We start from the raw sequence: 15,468 nt of genomic DNA on the forward strand, positions 1-15,468 counted from the left end.
TCCATGGAGCATGAGGTGTTCGTTCCCGTCCCGGCCGAGTCCCTGCGCGCGACGCTCACGGACCCGGCCCGCGTGGCGCGCTGCGTGCCCGGCCTCCAGCGCGACGCCGACGCCGAGGCGGGGCCCCTCACGGGCCGCCTGAAAGTACGGGTCGGCGGCAACACCATCACCTACCGGGGCGCCCTCAGGGTCGTCGAACGGGACGGCGCCATCACCTACGAGGGGCAGGGCGCCGAGGCCCGGGGCAAGGGCTCCGCCGAACTGTCCCTGACCGTCGTCCTCACCCCGGTGGCCGAGGGGACCAGCCTGAGCTTCACCGGCGCCCTCACGGCCGTCGGCCGGCTCGCCGACGCGACGGACGAGGCGCGCTCCACGGCCGGCGCCAAGCTCCTCGACAAGTTCGTGGAGGCCCTGGCCGCGCTGGCGGAGGAGCCCGACGCGGTGTCGGACGAGGTCCCCGAGGAGGCCACCGACGACGACGGGGTCGACGACGGGGTGGAGGAGCCGTCCGCCCGGAGCGCCGTCTTCGACGCGCCCCTGCCGCCCTCCTCCCTCGACCCGCTCCTCGACGAGGACTTCGCCGACACCCCCATCGAGTTCCCCGCCCCGCAGCCCGCCGCCGAGGCCGCCCACGCCCGCCGGACCATGATCGGGCGGAGCGCCGAGGAGGTCGACCACGCCCCGCCGCGCGGCCGGTACGCCCCCGTCCCCGCACCCGAGACGTCCAGCGCCGGCGCCACCCTGCGCTGGATCGCACCCGCCGCGGCCCTCGCGCTCGCCTCGGCCGTCGTCGTCGGCAGGGCCCTGCGCCGCCGCCGCTGAAACGAACTCATCGGGGCCAGGGCCCGTCCGGCGGACCAGGGGCGGCACCGGCCATGGTCCGCCGGAGAGGAGCCAAGGGGGTGTCACGCCGCGAGCCCGGCCTGATCGGCAAGAGATCGCCTAGGGTCAGGACGTGAGCATGCAGACGCGACTGACGGCGGGCGACGCCGAGTTGACCATCAACCCCGACCACGGCGGCCGGATCGAGAGCCTGCGCATCGGCGGCACCGAGCTGCTGCGCCAGGGCGAGCGCTTCGGAAGCTTCCCGATGGTGCCCTGGTGCGGCCGGACCGAGAACGGCCGCTTCCGCAACGGCGTCACCACGCACCAGCTGCCGGTCAACGCCGCCCCGCACGCCATCCACGGCACCGTCCGCGACCGCGCCTGGAAGACCGCCCTCGTCGAGGGGACCACGGCCGTCCTCACCTGCGAGCTCGGCGACCCCTGGCCGTACCGGGGCAGGGTCACCCAGGTCTTCGAGCTGGCCGAGGACTCCCTCACCCTCCGCTTCGGCGTCGAGGCCTACGAGGACTCCTTCCCGGCGCAGGCCGGCTGGCACCCCTGGTTCCTGCGCAACCTGGGCCGGGGCGGTCAGGACGTACGGATCGACTTCACGCCCGCCTGGCAGGAGGAGCGCGGCGAGAACCACCTCCCCACCGGCCGTCGCACCGACCCCCTCCCGGGTCCCTGGGACGACTGCTTCGGCATGCCCGACGGCGTCGACGTCACCCTCACCTGGCCGGAGGAGCTGGAGGTGAAGGTCGCGAGCCGCGCGGCCTGGGTCGTGATCTACGACGAGCAGGAGGAGGCCGTCTGCGTCGAGCCGCAGTCCGGCCCGCCGAACGGCCTCAACACCCATCCGCGCCTGGTCACCCCGATCGACCCCCTGGAGGTCGAGAGCGTCTGGACCTGGCGGCGGCTTTAAGCTCAGGGCATGACTGACGTACGCGCTGAGCTGCTCCAGCAGATCAAGGACAAGGCCGTGGTGCACGGCAAGGTGACCCTCTCCTCGGGTCTGGAAGCCGACTACTACATCGACCTGCGTCGCATCACGCTGGACGGCGAGGCCGCGCCGATGGTCGGTCAGGTCATGCTCGACCTCACGGCCGACCTGGACTTCGACTGCGTCGGCGGCCTCACGCTCGGCGCCGACCCGGTCGCGACCTCGATGCTGCACGCCTCCGCCGCGCGCGGACAGCGTCTCGACGCCTTCGTGGTGCGCAAGGCGCAGAAGGCGCACGGCATGCAGCGCCGTATCGAGGGCACGGACGTGAAGGGCCGTCGCTGCCTCGTGGTCGAGGACACCTCGACCACCGGCGGCTCGCCGCTGACCGCGGTCGAGGCCGTCCGCGAGGCGGGCGGCGAGGTCGTCGCCGTGGCGACGATCGTGGACCGGGGTGCCGCAGGCGCCATTGCCGAGGCGGGTCTGCCGTACCTCACCGGCTACCAGCTGGCCGACCTCGACCTGGCGTGACCGCCGGAGGCCCGGCGTAACCGCCGCGAAGTCGTGACTTAGGTCGTGGACCCCGCCCAGAGCGGTCCTGACCTGGTGTTTTGCCGAAGGGCGGAGTGTTTCACGTGAAACACTCCGCCCTTCGGCATGTCACGCCCGTGGGAGCCCGCACAAGAGTCTGGAAAGATGGGCCGCGACGATGACGTCGCCCCTAGGTCAGGGACAGCAACGCACACACCCCGCACATCACAAGGAGCGGACGAATGCCCATCGCAACCCCCGAGGTCTACAACGAGATGCTCGACCGGGCGAAGGCAGGCAAGTTCGCCTACCCGGCCATCAACGTGACCTCGTCCCAGACCCTGCACGCTGCGCTGCGCGGCTTCGCGGAGGCCGAGAGCGACGGCATCATCCAGATCTCGACCGGCGGTGCCGAGTTCCTGGGCGGTCAGTACAACAAGGACATGGTCACGGGCGCCGTTGCCCTGGCCGAGTTCGCGCACATCGTCGCCGCGAAGTACGACATCACGGTCGCCCTCCACACCGACCACTGCCCGAAGGACAAGCTGGACGGCTACGTCCGTCCGCTGCTCGACATCTCCGCCGAGCGCGTCGCCCGTGGCGAGAACCCGCTGTTCCAGTCGCACATGTGGGACGGCTCCGCCGAGACCCTCGCCGACAACCTGGCCATCGGCCAGGAGCTGCTCGCGAAGGCCGCCGCCGCCAAGATCATCCTTGAGGTCGAGATCACCCCGACCGGCGGCGAGGAGGACGGCGTCAGCCACGAGATCAACGACGAGCTGTACACCACCGTCGACGACGCCATCCGCACCGCCGAGGCCCTCGGCCTGGGCGAGAAGGGCCGCTACCTGCTCGCCGCGTCCTTCGGCAACGTGCACGGCGTCTACAAGCCGGGCAACGTCGTGCTCCGCCCCGAGCTCCTCAAGGACCTCCAGGCGGGCGTCGCCGCGAAGTACGGCAAGGCCGACCCGTTCGACTTCGTCTTCCACGGCGGCTCGGGCTCGACGGCCGAGGAGATCGCCACCGCGCTGGAGAACGGCGTCGTGAAGATGAACCTCGACACCGACACCCAGTACGCCTTCACCCGCCCGGTCGTGGACCACATGTTCCGCAACTACGACGGTGTCCTGAAGGTCGACGGCGAGGTCGGCAAGAAGTCCACCTACGACCCGCGCACCTGGGGCAAGCTGGCCGAGGCCGGCATGGCCGTCCGCGTGACCGAGGCGTGCGCCGCGCTGCGCTCGACCGGCACGAAGCTGAAGTAAGCGCCGCCGAACCAGGCGACGTAGCCGAGCAGGTGTTGTACGAGCGGCCCGGTACCCCCACCCTGGCGTGGGGGTACCGGGCCCTCGTCATAGCGGGAGGGTGACCGTGACGTACGACTTCGACCGGGAGATAGACCGGCGCGGGACCTGGTCGGTCCAGTGGGACGGCATCGCGGACCGCTTCGGCGTCTCCGACCTGCTCCCCTTCACCATCTCCGACATGGACTTCGCCTCCCCGCCGGAGGTCCTCGCGGCCCTGCGCGAGCGCGTCGACCACGGGGTCTTCGGCTACACGGACTGGCGGCTCGGGGAGTTCCGGGAGGCGATCCGCCACTGGTACGCGAGCCGGTACGGCGCCGAGATCGACCCCGCGACGCTGGTGTACGCGCCTTCCGTGCTCTCTCAGCTCTCGCAGCTCCTCCAGATGTGGACCGGCCCCGGCGACGGCGTGGTCGTCCACACCCCCACGTACGACGGCTTCCGCAAGGCCGTCACCGGGCTCGGGCGCGAGCTGCGCGGCGTACCGCTCGGAGACCTCGAAGCCCTCGAACGGGAGCTGGCCCGGCCGGACAGCCGGATGCTGCTGCTCTGCTCCCCGCACAATCCGACCGGCCGGGTGTGGACGGAGGAGGAGCTCACCGTCTTCGACGAGCTGGCCGAGCGGCACGGCGCGGCCGTCGTCAGCGACGAGATCCACGCTGACCTGACCACCGACGGCCACCGGCACATCCCCTGGACCCGGATCGCCGAGCCGGGGCGGGGCCGCCGCTGGGCCCTGGTCACCTCCGGCGCGAAGGCCTTCAACTTCCCGGCCCTCTCCGGCTCGTACGGCATCGTCGGCGACCCCGACGAGCGCGAGGCCTTCGTACGGCGCATGGAGACGGGCGAGGGCCTCGCCTCGCCCGCGGTGCTCTCGCTGACCGCCCACATCGCCGCGTACCGGCACGGCGCGGACTGGTTGGACGAGCTGCGCGGCTATGTGGCGGGCACGATGGACCTGCTCCGCGAGCGGCTGAAGCAACTGCCGGGCGTGGTCTGGGAACCCCCGCAGGCTGGCTACCTGGCCTGGATCGACCTGCGGCCGCTCGGCATCGAGGAGGCCCGGCTCCAGGAGGAGCTGGTGGCGGTGGAGAAGGTCGCGATCATGCCGGGCGGGGTGTACGGAACGCCCGGCTTCGTCCGGTTGAACGTCGGCTGCCCCCGGAGCAAGGCCGAGCGGGGCGTGGACGCGCTGGTCAGGACGGCGGAGCGGCTGCGCCGCGGCTGAGGGGATACCGGGAGGCGAGCTGTCGGTGGCGTGATCTAGTCTGCGCTGACCGAGCCCCGATTCCGCGGGCCGGAGACCATGTTTTCTGGGGGGTCTCTTCATCGTGCGCAAGCGCGCTCTCTCTGCCGCGACCTCGTTCGCGGTCCTGCTCGGTTCGGCGGCGCTCGTCACCACCTCGGTGACCCCGGCCGCGGCCGACGCGATCGTCCCGCTGAACATCGGAACCATCGGCGCCGACATGGTCGTCGACGGCGCCCACCAGCGGCTCTTCTTCGGCGACACGTACAACAACCGGGTCGTCGTCACCGACTTCAGCGGCCGCCAGATCACCACGATCGGCAACCTGCCGTACGTCCGCGACCTGGAGCTGTCCGCCGACTCGTCCACGCTCTACGCGGCCGTGCAGAACGCGGACAAGATCGTCGCCATCGACGCGGCCCAGCAGACCGTCACCGCCGAGTACCCGACCGGCGAGGGCACCAAGCCCTCGACCCTCGCGGTCGCCGGCGACCGGATCTGGTTCGGCTACGGCGAGAACTGGGACTCGGAACTGGGGTCCCTGGACCTGACCACGGAGACGCCGACCGTCTCCCTGGCCCTGACCACGGGCGCCGACTGGTCGAACCCGCCCACCCTCCGCACCGACCCGGCCGCTCCGGACACGCTCGTCGCCGCCGACGGCACCATCAGCAACGGCCCGATCGTCGTGTACGACACGGCGACGGGCACGCCCGTCGTCCGCACGTCCACGCAGCGCCAGGGGTTCGTGAAGGACCTGGAGATCGCCCCCGACGGCAAGAGCGTCGTCGCGGCGGACCGGGACAAGACGCTCACCCGACTCAGCCTCACGGACCTGTCCGAGCAGGAGAGCTTCCCGGTGTCCTCCAGCGCGGAGCAGGTGGCCGTCGCCCCGGACGGCACCGTGGCCGGCGGCACCTGGGACACCTACGACGTCGGCGACGTCTTCGTCTTCTCGGGCGGCTCCAAGACCCCGCCGAGCGTCCGGGACACCCGGGCCTACGTCGCGTACGGCCGGATGGACTGGGCGCCCGACAGCACCCGGCTCTTCGTCCCGGTGCAGGAGCCGGGCCGGTGGGAGTTCTCGCTGCGGATCTTCTCCTCGCCGAAGCTGCACACCGTCGACGTCACGGTGAAGGCCCCGGCCTCCGCGCCGATCAACAAGCCGCTCACCGTCACCGGTTCCGTCGCCTCCACGCTGAAGCTGCCGGCCGGCACCCCGCTGACCGTGACCCGGTTCGACGCGGAGAACCCGGCGGGCAAGGCGCTCGGGAAGCGGACGCTGGCGGCGAACGGCACGTTCTCCTTCCCGGACACCCCGTCCGCGGCCGGGAAGGTCACCTACAAGGTCGCCGTCGTGGCCGACGCCCAGCACGCGTACTCCACGGGCTCGGCCGCCGTGAGCGTCTCGCCCTTCCCGACGTACCTGAAGCTCGACCAGAACCGCCGCACCGTCGACTACGGCACCAACGTCACGTACACCGCCTCGCTCGGCTGGTCGTACCGGAACCGGGTCGTGGAGATCTGGGCCGACCCGTACGGGCCCGAGCCCAAGCGGCTGCTCAAGCGCGGCACGGTCAACTCCGCGGGCAAGCTGTCGGTGACGACCAGGATGACCCGCGACACCTGGGTGACCGCGGACTTCGCCGGTGACACCCGCTCCGGCCGGGCCCACGTCGGGTCCACCGTGTACACCCGGGCCGGTCTGACGACCGCGCTGACCCGGCACTACAAGTGGTCGAAGATCGGCACCATCTGGTACCAGACGTACCACCAGACCTCCGACCCGCTGATCACCGCGTGGAACAACCCGTACCCGGGCCGCAGGACCAAGTACGAGATCCAGGTCTGGTACGCGGGCGCCTGGCGCACCGGCTCCGAGGACTACGTCACGCTGAGCAGCGGCGGCATGGCCTACATCGCGCTCGACGGCGACGGAGCGGCCGGCATCCGCGCCCGGGTCCGCACGGCGTACGTGGACGGCGTGTCCGGAGACGACGTGAACACCACGGTCTACGGCTCCTGGAAGTACTTCAACTTCACCCGCTGACCCGTCGGCCACCACAGCCCCGTCCGCCGTTTCCTCGGATTCCGGTGGGCGGGGCTCCGGCGTTCGCGGGATCATGCAGGCATGGACATCCGGATGAGCTCCGGGACCGGCCGGTGGATCCTGTTCACGACCGTCCTCGGGTCCGGAATGGCGCTGCTCGACTCGACCGTCGTCAACATCGCCCTGCCGCACATCGGCGAGGACCTGGGCGCCGACCTCGGCGCCCTGCAGTGGACGGTCAACGCCTACATGCTGACGCTGGCCGGGCTGATCCTGCTCGGCGGCTCGCTCGGCGACCGGTACGGGCGGCGCCGGGTCTTCGTGATCGGCGTGGCCTGGTTCGCGGCGGCCTCGCTGCTCTGCGGGCTCGCCCCGAACGCCGGGGTGCTCATCGCGGCCCGCGCCCTCCAGGGCGTCGGCGGGGCGCTGCTCACGCCCGGCTCCCTCGCGCTGATCCAGGCGAGCTTCCACCCGGACGACCGGGCGCGGGCCGTCGGGCTCTGGTCGGGCTTCGGCGGTGTCGGCGCGGCGATCGGGCCGTTCGTGGGCGGTTGGCTGGTGGACGGGCCCGGCTGGCGGTGGGTGTTCCTGCTGAACGTGCCGCTCGCCGCCCTCTGCGTGCCGGTCGCCCTCCGCCATGTGCCGGAGTCGCGGGACGAGGCCGCGCACGGCCGCTTCGACGTGCTCGGCGCGTTCCTGGGCGCGGCGGCGCTCGCGCTCGTCACGTACGCGCTGATCGCCGCCGCCTGGTGGGCCGGGGTCGCCGGGGTGGTCGTCGGGGCCGGGTTCGTGGTGGTGGAGCGGCGGCGCGGGGAGCGGGCGATGGTGCCGCCGTCGATCTTCCGGTCGAAGCTGTTCACCGTGGTCAATCTGGTCACCCTGTGCGTGTACGCGGCGTTCGGCGGCTTCTTCTTCCTGGCGGCCCTCCAGCTCCAGGTGGTCGCCGGCTACTCGGCGCTCGGCGCCGGCATGGCCCTGCTGCCGACGACCGTGCTCATGCTGCTGCTCTCGGCGAAGTCAGGGGAGCTGGGGGAGAAGATCGGGCCGCGGATCCCGCTCACGGTGGGGCCGCTGCTGTGCGCCGCCGGGATGCTGCTGATGCTGCGGGTCGGGGAGGACGCCTCGTACGTACGGGACGTGCTGCCCGCGATGCTCGTCCTCGGGCTCGGCATGACGGCCCTGGTCGCCCCGCTGACCGCGACCGTCCTCGCCTCGGTGGACGTCTCCCGGGCGGGCCTCGCGAGCGGCATCAACAACGCGGCCGCCCGCGCGGCCGGCCTGATCGCGGTGGCCGCGCTGCCGCTGCTCGCGGGGATGGGCCCGGAGGCGTACCGCTCGGCGGACGAGTTCGCGGCGACGTTCCGGCGGGCGATGCCGATGCTCGCGGGGATCCTGGTCGTGGGCGCGGCCATCGCCTGGACGACGATGAGGACCCCGGCCGCGGCGGCGGACTGCCACCCGGAGTGCAAGGTCCACTGCGGGGTACAGGCCCCGCCCCTGGACCCGGGGGAGCGGGACGCGACCCCTCGAGTCGAGGGGCCCTGACCCGGCGGAACCCGGCTCGCCTGCCCCGGCGGAACCCGGCTCGCCCGACCCGCGGAACCCGGTTCCCCCGACCCGCGGTGCCGTTCGTCGTTACTTCGACAGTTCGGCGTACGCCTCCGCGCTGCTGTCCTTCAGGAACTGGCCGCAGCGCTCCGCCTCGTCCCGCTCACCGATCGACTCGGCGGCGCGGGCGAGCGCGGCCAGGCAGCGCAGGAAGCCGCGGTTGGCCGCGTGCTCCCAGGGGATCGGGCCGTGGCCCTTCCAGCCCGCGCGGCGCAGCGCGTCGAGACCCCGGTGGTAGCCGGTGCGGGCGTAGGCGTACGACTCGACCACGCGGCCCGCCTCCCACGCCTCGTCGGCGAGCAGGGCCCAGGCCAGGGAGTAGGTGGGGTGCGCGGCGGCGACCTCGACCGGCGGCTTCGACTCCTCGGCGAGCAGGCGGTTCGCCTCCTCGTTCTCCGGCAGGTAGGTCGGGTTCGGCCCGCTCAGCAGGTTCTGGTGAATGTCCATGCGCGCAGTCTGCCACCCGCCGTCCGCCGCCCGGCGGGGAACGGAGGGCGGGTACGATCCCCGGAATCGCAGAACCCAGGGGGGAGTCTGTCGTGGGGAAACGTGCCGTACCCGCAGGACGGCGGGGGTTACGGAAGAAACACAGGCCGGGGACCCGTCTCGTCCTGCCGGTGCTCGCTCTGGTGACGGTCTCGCTCGGCGCCGGAGCCACCCTCGCGCATCTGGAGGGCCAGGCCGGGGACGGGACGACGGCCGCCCCGAGCACCCGGCCCACGACGGCGGAGCCGACACGGACGCGGACACCGACGCCGTCACCGAAGCCGAAGCCGCCGCCGAAGCCGGCTCCCAAGAAGACGCCGAACCCCAAGACCACGCGGAAGAAGACCACCGTCCCGCAGTCCGGCGCCGGTACCTTCACCACCGCCCGCGCCTCCGGCGAGCCCGTCGGCCACAGCGGCGTCCTGCGCCGCTACCGGGTCCAGGTCGAGGACGGCATCGACCTCTCGGCGGGCGACACGGCCGCCGAGATCCAGCGGATCCTGGCCCACCCGCGCAGCTGGGCCGCGCACGGCCGGGGCCGGTTCCAGCTCGTCTCGGAGAACGCCGACTTCGTCATACGGATCGCCACCCCGGACACCGCCGACGCGCTGTGCGCCCGGCAGGGCCTGCGCACCCACGGCGAGCTGAACTGCGAGACCGCCGACGGGGTCGTGGTGAACCTCAAGCGGTGGATGCTCGGCTCGCCGACCTTCGCGGGGGCGCCGGCCGAGTACCGGCACCTGATCATCAACCACGAGGTCGGGCACGAGATCGGCATCCGTTCGCACATGGGCTGCCCGGGCCCTGGCAGGCTCGCGCCCGCGATGATGCAGCAGATCAAAGGCCTGAACGGCTGCCGATCGAACGCTTTTCCGTATGACGAAGAGGGGAGCTACATCACGGGCCCGATCGTGTCATGATGCGCTTGGGACGCGCGCGGAGAAGCACGCCTCCCGAGGGGACCGGAGCTCCCGTGGCGCGGCAGCGCGCACGCGGTGGAGCGGACCGCTACCCGGTAGCACGTATCGAGGAGACAGAAATGTCAGCCTTTCCCGATGCCTCCGGAGCCGGCTCGGTCGTCGACGACCCGAACCTCGACTTCGCGGGCACGACGCCGTACGAGGACTACGTCCAGGCGGACGTCCTCACCCACCTCCAGCACCTGCGCTCGGACGACCCCGGCGAGATGGTCTTCCTGGTCACCACCCAGGTCATGGAGCTGTGGTTCACGGTGATCGTCCACGAGTGGGAGACCGCGAGCCGGGCCCTGCGCGAGGACCGGGTCCCCGTCGCGATGGACGCGCTCAAGCGCTCCGTGCGCGAGCTGGAGGCGCTCAACCAGTCCTGGCGTCCGCTCGCCCAGCTCACCCCGGGCCAGTTCAACGCCTACCGTGCGGCGCTCGGCGAGGGCTCCGGGTTCCAGTCGGCGATGTACCGGCGGATGGAGTTCCTGCTCGGCGAGAAGTCCGCGTCCATGCTGGTCCCGCACCGGGGCGCGCCCCGCGTCCACGCCGAGCTGGAGAAGGCGCTCCAGGAGCCGAGCCTGTACGACGAGGTCCTCGCGTTCCTCGCCCGCCGCGGCCTGCCCGTACCGCAGGAGGTCCTCGGCCGCGACCTGGCGCAGCGGTACGAGCCCTCGCCCGCCGTCGAGGCGGTCTGGGCCGGCATCTACGCGGACGCCGACCAGAGCGGCGAGCTCGTCCGGCTCGGCGAGGCCCTCAGCGACGTCGCCGAACTGATCTGGCGATGGCGCAACGACCACCTGGTGGCGACCCGGCGCGCGATGGGCGCGAAGACCGGCACCGGCGGCTCCGCCGGGGTGGCCTGGCTGGAGAAGCGGGCCCAGAAGAACGTGTTCCCCGAGCTCTGGACGGCCCGCAGCCATGTCTGAGTCGTACGAGTCTTACGCGTCGTACGCGGAGAAGGCCGCGCGTCTCGACGCCGCCGACGAACTGGCCGGGCACCGCGCGAAGTTCGCCCTCGACGAGGAGACCGTCTACCTCGACGGCAACTCGCTGGGCGCCCTTCCCGCGCACGTCCCGGCCCGCATGGCCGACGTCATCGCCCGCGAGTGGGGCGAGCTCCGCATCCGTTCCTGGGACGAGTCCGGCTGGTGGACCGCGCCGGAGCGGATCGGCGACCGCATCGCCCCGATCGTCGGCGCCGCCCCCGGGCAGATCGTGGTGGGCGACTCGACGAGCGTGAACGTCTTCAAGGCGGTCGTCGCCGCCGCCCGGCTGAACGGTGACGAGCGGGACGAGATCCTCGTCGACGCGACGACCTTTCCCACGGACGGGTACATCGCGCAGTCCGCGGCGCGGATGACGGGCCACACCGTCGTGGCCTGCGATCCGGCCGACATGGCGGCCGCGGTGAGCGACCGGACGGCCCTCGCGCTCGTCAACCACGTCGACTACCGCACGGGCCGGCTCCAGGACCTGCCCGGGCTCACCGCCGCGCTCCACGCGGCGGGCGCGCTCGCCGTCTGGGACCTGTGCCACAGCGCGGGCGCCCTGCCCGTCGGCCTGGACGCGCACGGGGTCGACCTGGCCGTCGGCTGCACCTACAAGTACCTGAACGGCGGCCCCGGTTCGCCCGCGTACCTGTATGTCGCCGAGCGGCACCAGGCCGCCTTCGACTCGCCGCTGCCCGGCTGGAACTCGCACGCCGACCCGTTCGGCATGACCCCCGGCTACGAGGCGGCGTCCGGTGCGCTCCGGGGCCGGGTCGGCACGCCCGACATCCTCTCCATGCTGGCGCTCGAAGCGGCCCTCGACGTCTGGGACGGCGTCGCCGTCGAGTCCGTCCGGGCCAAGTCCCTCGCGCTGACGGACTTCTTCCTGGAGTGCGTCGAGGCGTACGTCCCCGAGGGCCGGGTCACCTCCGTGACCCCCGGGCCGGGCGCCGAGCGCGGCAGCCAGGTGGCGCTGCGCTGCGCGGACGCCCCCGCCGTGATGGCGGAGCTGATCAAGCGCGGGGTCGTCGGGGACCTGCGCCGTCCGGACATCCTGCGGTTCGGCTTCACCCCGCTGTACGTGGGCTTCGCGGACGCGGAGCGGGCGGCGCGGACCCTCGCGGAGGTGCTGCGGTAGGCCTGATCATCATCAGATGATCACCTGATCTGCGGGGGTTCCGGTGCTGGTACCGTCCCCGCAGGTCAGGCCAATTCGGCCGCGTACCCGAGAGGTTGGAACAGCATGCCGGACCCCGCCGCGCGCGATGCCGCCGAAGAGGCGTCGGCCTTCTCGCACCCGGCCGTCGCCCCGGACGCCACCGCCGCGTACGGCGACCACCCGGACCAGGTGGTCGACTTCTACGCCCCGCGTGACGGCCGCACCCGGGCCCCGCTCGTCGTCGCCCTGCACGGCGGCGCCTGGCGGGCACCGTACGACCGGCAGCATCTGACCCCGTTCGTGGACTTCCTGGCCCGCCGGGGCTTCGCCGTGGCCAGCGTCGAGTACCGGCGCGGGCCCGGCATCCCCCATCAGGGCGGTACGGCCCCGGTCGCCGGGCGCTGGCCGGAGACCTTCGACGACGTGGCGGCGGCACTCGACGCCCTTCCGGAGCTGGCCTCCGCGCACCTTCCGCAGGCCGACCCGCGGCGGACCGTCCTCACCGGCCATTCGGCGGGCGGTCACCTCGCGCTGTGGGCCGCCGCCCGGCACGTCCTGCCCGCCGGCTCCCCGTGGCGCCTTCCGGACCCGCCGGAGCTGCGCGGGGTCGTCGCGCTCGCCCCGATCTCCCACTTCGGACGGGCGGTGGAGCTCGGGGTGTGCGGCGGAGCGGTCACGGAGCTCCTGGGCGGCGCGGGGTCGTACGAGGAGCGGTCCGCGTCCACGGACCCGTCCGTCCTCCTCCCGACGGGCATCGCGACCACCGTCGTCCAGGGCCGCGAGGACATCGTGGTGCCGTACGCGGTGGCCGAGGCGTACGCGGAGGCGGCGTCGAAGGCGGGCGAGGAGGTCGGCCTGACGCTCCTGGAGGGCATCGGCCACTTCCCGCTGATCGACCCGGCGGCGGACGCGTGCGCGGTGGTGGCGGAGGAGATCGCCCAGCTCGCCTGGTGACCGGAATTCTGGATTCCCGTACAACCCTTCGAAGGGGTCGCGAGTCTGATCGGGCGCGCACCGCCGTGTCCGATCTTCCTCGTGGGGGTTTCACCTTGCAGCTCCGCTCCACCGGCACCCGCCTCGCCGCAGCCGTCACGGCCGTCCTCGCCGTCACGGCCCTCGGCGCCGGCACGCTGGCCACCGCGCCGACGGCCTTCGCGGCGACCTCGGCGGCCGACCAGGCCGCCGAGACCCTTCCCGTCTTCCCCCAGGGCTCCGACCTCGCGGGCGTGGGCGCCACGGGTTTCCTCACCCGCTCCTTCGCCCAGGACGGGACGAGGAACCTGCTCTGGACGCCGAACGACGGCGGGAAGTCCTACCGGATCCAGGCGCCCGAGGGCGGCGGCTACACCCTGGGCGGCGACGTCGTCGTCCTCGGCGACGCCTCCTGGACCGTCGAGATGCGTTCGCTCACCCTGCGGAACATGGCCACGCCGTTCGCCCCGGGCGTCGACATCGACCTGGCCGCGCTGAACGGCACCTACGTCGCCGTGCTGAGCCCGACGAGCGTCCTCGCGCAGATCACGAACGCGGACGGCACGAAGGAACTCCGCGTCGTCACCAAGGACGGCGCCACGACGACCAGCCGCAAGATCTCCGGGCTGCCCGCGGACGCCGGCGACTTCTTCGGCTCGCCGCAGCACGACGGCTCCGTCCTCGTCGGGTACGAGACGGGCCCGGCGGACAAGCGGACCGGCGGCCGGGCCCTGGTCGACGTGGCGGCCGGGACCGTGACGGCGACGTACGCCTCTCCCATGTCCTGGCGCGAGTACGGCGGCCTGGACTTCTCCGCCTCCCATGTGACCTGGTTCGGCTACGAGGCCGGCACCGGCGACTTCATCACCTCCGTCGACCGCAAGACGGGCGAGCAGAAGAAGACCGTCCTGGGCGCCCACACCGCCGAGTGGTACTTCGAGCTCGTGGGTGAGTGGCTGGTCTACGGCAACCCCTCGACCCCCGCCAAGGCCGTCTCCCTCGCCACCGGCCAGATCACCGACCTCGGCGTCACGGCGACGGGCTCGGCCTCGGCGGACGGCAGCGCGGTGCTCCAGGGCAACCGGGCCGCCGACGGCAGCGGTCTGTTCCGCGTCGCGGCCGCCGCGGGCGGCGCCCCGGCCGTCACCAAGCTCGCCGCGACGGGCACGCCGGAGATCTGGGAGCCGGTGTCGATCCAGCAGGTCCACGTCCCCGACACGGCGGAACTCGACAAGACCGGCGGCAAGGTGACCCTGGGCTGGACGCTGTCGCGCGCCGACGCCTCCCTGGACGTCACCCTCACGCACACCGCCACCGGCAAGGAGTTCAAGAAGCACCTGACGGCCCCCACGAGCGGCACCCTGTTCTCCTTCGACTGGGACGGTGTCATCGCCGGCGTGGACGCGCCGAACGGCACGTACGCCGTCGAGGCCGAGGCGACGCCGCTCGACGGGCTCGGCGAGCCCGATTACCAGGGCTGGCTCATGAACGTCGTCCGGACCGCCAACCCGCACGACTACACGAACAACGGCTCCACCGACGTCCTCGCCCGGGACGCCGCCGGCGTGCTGTGGCGCGACGACCTGCGGGACCGCCCGGTGAACGGCCAGGTCAAGCCCGCTCTGCGGACGAAGATCGGCAGCGGCTGGAACACGTACAAGCAGATCGAGTCCGTCGGAAACGCCGGCGGTGCCGCGCCCGGCGACCTGATCGCGGTCGACACGGCCGGCGTGCAGTGGCTCTACCTCGGCAAGGGCGACGGCACGTTCGCCACCCGGGTGAAGGTCGGCACCGGCTGGCAGATCTACAACAAGATCGCCGGCGGCTCGGACCTCGACGGCGACGGCCGCCCCGACCTGGTCGCCACGGACAGCGCCGGCACCCTGTGGTTCTACAAGGGCACGGGCAACTACGCGAAGCCGTACGCGGCCCGCGTCAGCCGCGGCGGCAGCTGGCAGGGCTACAACCAGCTCACCGCCGTCGGAAACATCGCCGGCACGGCCGCCGGGGACCTGATCGCCCGCGACACCTCCGGCGTCCTCTGGCTCTACCAGGGCAACGGCACCGGCGGCTTCTCGCTCCGCGTGCGGATCGGCGGCGGCTGGGGCGCCTTCTCCCAGCTCGTCGGCGCCGGCGACCTCGACAACGACGGCCGCCCTGACCTGATCGCGTACGGCTCCGGCGGCACGTACGTCTACCGCTCGACGGGCGTCGCCACCGCCCCCTTCAGTCGTCAGACGACGTCGCTGTACGCGGGCGAGGGCACCAAGTTCACCAGCGTCCTCTAGGACTGTGAGGTCTGTGAGGACTGTTTCCTAGTCCTCAAGGGGGACCCGGAAGGATCCGCATCCAGCGGGACGACCGGGTCCCCCGCCGCCCGTACATTTTCGGGT

The 15,468-nt window shown here is 72.4% G+C and carries 13 protein-coding genes; 12 read left to right on the top strand and 1 reads right to left on the bottom strand.

All coding sequences use genetic code 11. From position 1 onward, the window contains the following. Positions 1 to 3 precede the first annotated feature (3 nt). The 7 genes from ACZ7HT_RS09085 (at position 4) to ACZ7HT_RS09115 (ending at position 8,441) form a co-directional block, all read left to right on the top strand. A complete protein-coding gene (locus ACZ7HT_RS09085; RefSeq protein ID WP_471161873.1) occupies positions 4 to 822 on the top strand; it encodes an SRPBCC family protein in 819 nt (272 codons plus the stop codon). Positions 823 to 961: 139 nt separating this feature from the next. After that, positions 962 to 1,747 (top strand): aldose epimerase family protein, encoded by a 786-nt coding sequence (locus ACZ7HT_RS09090; protein ID WP_471162188.1) that lies wholly within the window; start codon positions 962 to 964, stop codon positions 1,745 to 1,747. A 9-nt stretch (positions 1,748 to 1,756) separates the two neighbouring features. Continuing rightward, positions 1,757 to 2,296: an orotate phosphoribosyltransferase gene (pyrE, locus tag ACZ7HT_RS09095; RefSeq protein ID WP_366041562.1), complete on the top strand. Its 540-nt coding sequence runs from the start codon at positions 1,757 to 1,759 to the stop codon at positions 2,294 to 2,296. Between the two features lie 242 nt (positions 2,297 to 2,538). Further along, a complete protein-coding gene (gene fbaA / locus ACZ7HT_RS09100; RefSeq protein WP_471161877.1) occupies positions 2,539 to 3,561 on the top strand; it encodes a class II fructose-bisphosphate aldolase in 1,023 nt (340 codons plus the stop codon). Positions 3,562 to 3,661: 100 nt separating this feature from the next. Then, on the top strand, positions 3,662 to 4,828 hold the full coding sequence (locus ACZ7HT_RS09105; RefSeq protein ID WP_471161879.1) for a MalY/PatB family protein: 1,167 nt from the start codon (positions 3,662 to 3,664) through the stop codon (positions 4,826 to 4,828). Positions 4,829 to 4,931: 103 nt separating this feature from the next. Next, positions 4,932 to 6,896 (top strand): Ig-like domain repeat protein, encoded by a 1,965-nt coding sequence (locus ACZ7HT_RS09110; RefSeq protein ID WP_471161882.1) that lies wholly within the window; start codon positions 4,932 to 4,934, stop codon positions 6,894 to 6,896. Between the two features lie 81 nt (positions 6,897 to 6,977). Further along, entirely contained in the window at positions 6,978 to 8,441 is a 1,464-nt protein-coding gene (locus tag ACZ7HT_RS09115; RefSeq protein WP_471161885.1) for an MFS transporter, read from the top strand. A gap of 90 nt (positions 8,442 to 8,531) precedes the next feature. On the opposite strand, the gene ACZ7HT_RS09120 is transcribed toward ACZ7HT_RS09115, so the two are convergent. Continuing rightward, a complete protein-coding gene (locus ACZ7HT_RS09120; RefSeq protein ID WP_471161887.1) occupies positions 8,532 to 8,951 on the bottom strand; it encodes a DUF3151 domain-containing protein in 420 nt (139 codons plus the stop codon). 170 nt (positions 8,952 to 9,121) lie between these two features. Here ACZ7HT_RS09120 and ACZ7HT_RS09125 point away from each other — a divergent pair, with 170 nt between their 5' ends. The 5 genes from ACZ7HT_RS09125 to ACZ7HT_RS09145 all read left to right on the top strand — a co-directional run bounded on the left by ACZ7HT_RS09125 (position 9,122) and on the right by ACZ7HT_RS09145 (position 15,363). Further along, positions 9,122 to 9,910 (top strand): DUF3152 domain-containing protein, encoded by a 789-nt coding sequence (locus tag ACZ7HT_RS09125; RefSeq protein WP_471161890.1) that lies wholly within the window; start codon positions 9,122 to 9,124, stop codon positions 9,908 to 9,910. 119 nt (positions 9,911 to 10,029) lie between these two features. Further along, positions 10,030 to 10,881, top strand: coding sequence for a tryptophan 2,3-dioxygenase family protein (locus tag ACZ7HT_RS09130; protein WP_471161893.1), 852 nt, complete (start codon positions 10,030 to 10,032; stop codon positions 10,879 to 10,881). Continuing rightward, on the top strand, positions 10,874 to 12,082 hold the full coding sequence (gene kynU / locus ACZ7HT_RS09135) for a kynureninase (protein WP_471161896.1): 1,209 nt from the start codon (positions 10,874 to 10,876) through the stop codon (positions 12,080 to 12,082). The genes ACZ7HT_RS09130 and kynU overlap by 8 nt, the downstream gene beginning before the upstream one ends. Positions 12,083 to 12,187: 105 nt before the next feature. Next, the gene (locus ACZ7HT_RS09140; protein WP_471161899.1) at positions 12,188 to 13,057 is read left to right on the top strand and encodes an alpha/beta hydrolase; all 870 of its coding nucleotides are present in this window, start codon (positions 12,188 to 12,190) and stop codon (positions 13,055 to 13,057) included. A gap of 95 nt (positions 13,058 to 13,152) precedes the next feature. Then, positions 13,153 to 15,363 carry an FG-GAP repeat domain-containing protein gene (locus ACZ7HT_RS09145; RefSeq protein ID WP_471161902.1) on the top strand — a complete coding sequence of 737 codons (2,211 nt, stop codon included), beginning with the start codon at positions 13,153 to 13,155 and terminating at the stop codon, positions 15,361 to 15,363. Positions 15,364 to 15,468 lie beyond the last annotated feature (105 nt).

It is taken from the genome of Streptomyces sp. NPDC037410 (assembly GCF_055602235.1).

Coding starts and splice junctions, on each gene's coding strand:
- ACZ7HT_RS09085 (WP_471161873.1), top strand. CDS start 4: ATGGAGCATGAGGTGTTCGTTCCCGTCCCGGCCGAGTCCCTGCGCGCG.
- ACZ7HT_RS09090 (WP_471162188.1), top strand. CDS start 962: ATGCAGACGCGACTGACGGCGGGCGACGCCGAGTTGACCATCAACCCC.
- pyrE (WP_366041562.1), top strand. CDS start 1,757: ATGACTGACGTACGCGCTGAGCTGCTCCAGCAGATCAAGGACAAGGCC.
- fbaA (WP_471161877.1), top strand. CDS start 2,539: ATGCCCATCGCAACCCCCGAGGTCTACAACGAGATGCTCGACCGGGCG.
- ACZ7HT_RS09115 (WP_471161885.1), top strand. CDS start 6,978: ATGGACATCCGGATGAGCTCCGGGACCGGCCGGTGGATCCTGTTCACG.
- ACZ7HT_RS09120 (WP_471161887.1), bottom strand. CDS start 8,951: ATGGACATTCACCAGAACCTGCTGAGCGGGCCGAACCCGACCTACCTG.
- ACZ7HT_RS09130 (WP_471161893.1), top strand. CDS start 10,030: ATGTCAGCCTTTCCCGATGCCTCCGGAGCCGGCTCGGTCGTCGACGAC.
- kynU (WP_471161896.1), top strand. CDS start 10,874: ATGTCTGAGTCGTACGAGTCTTACGCGTCGTACGCGGAGAAGGCCGCG.
- ACZ7HT_RS09140 (WP_471161899.1), top strand. CDS start 12,188: ATGCCGGACCCCGCCGCGCGCGATGCCGCCGAAGAGGCGTCGGCCTTC.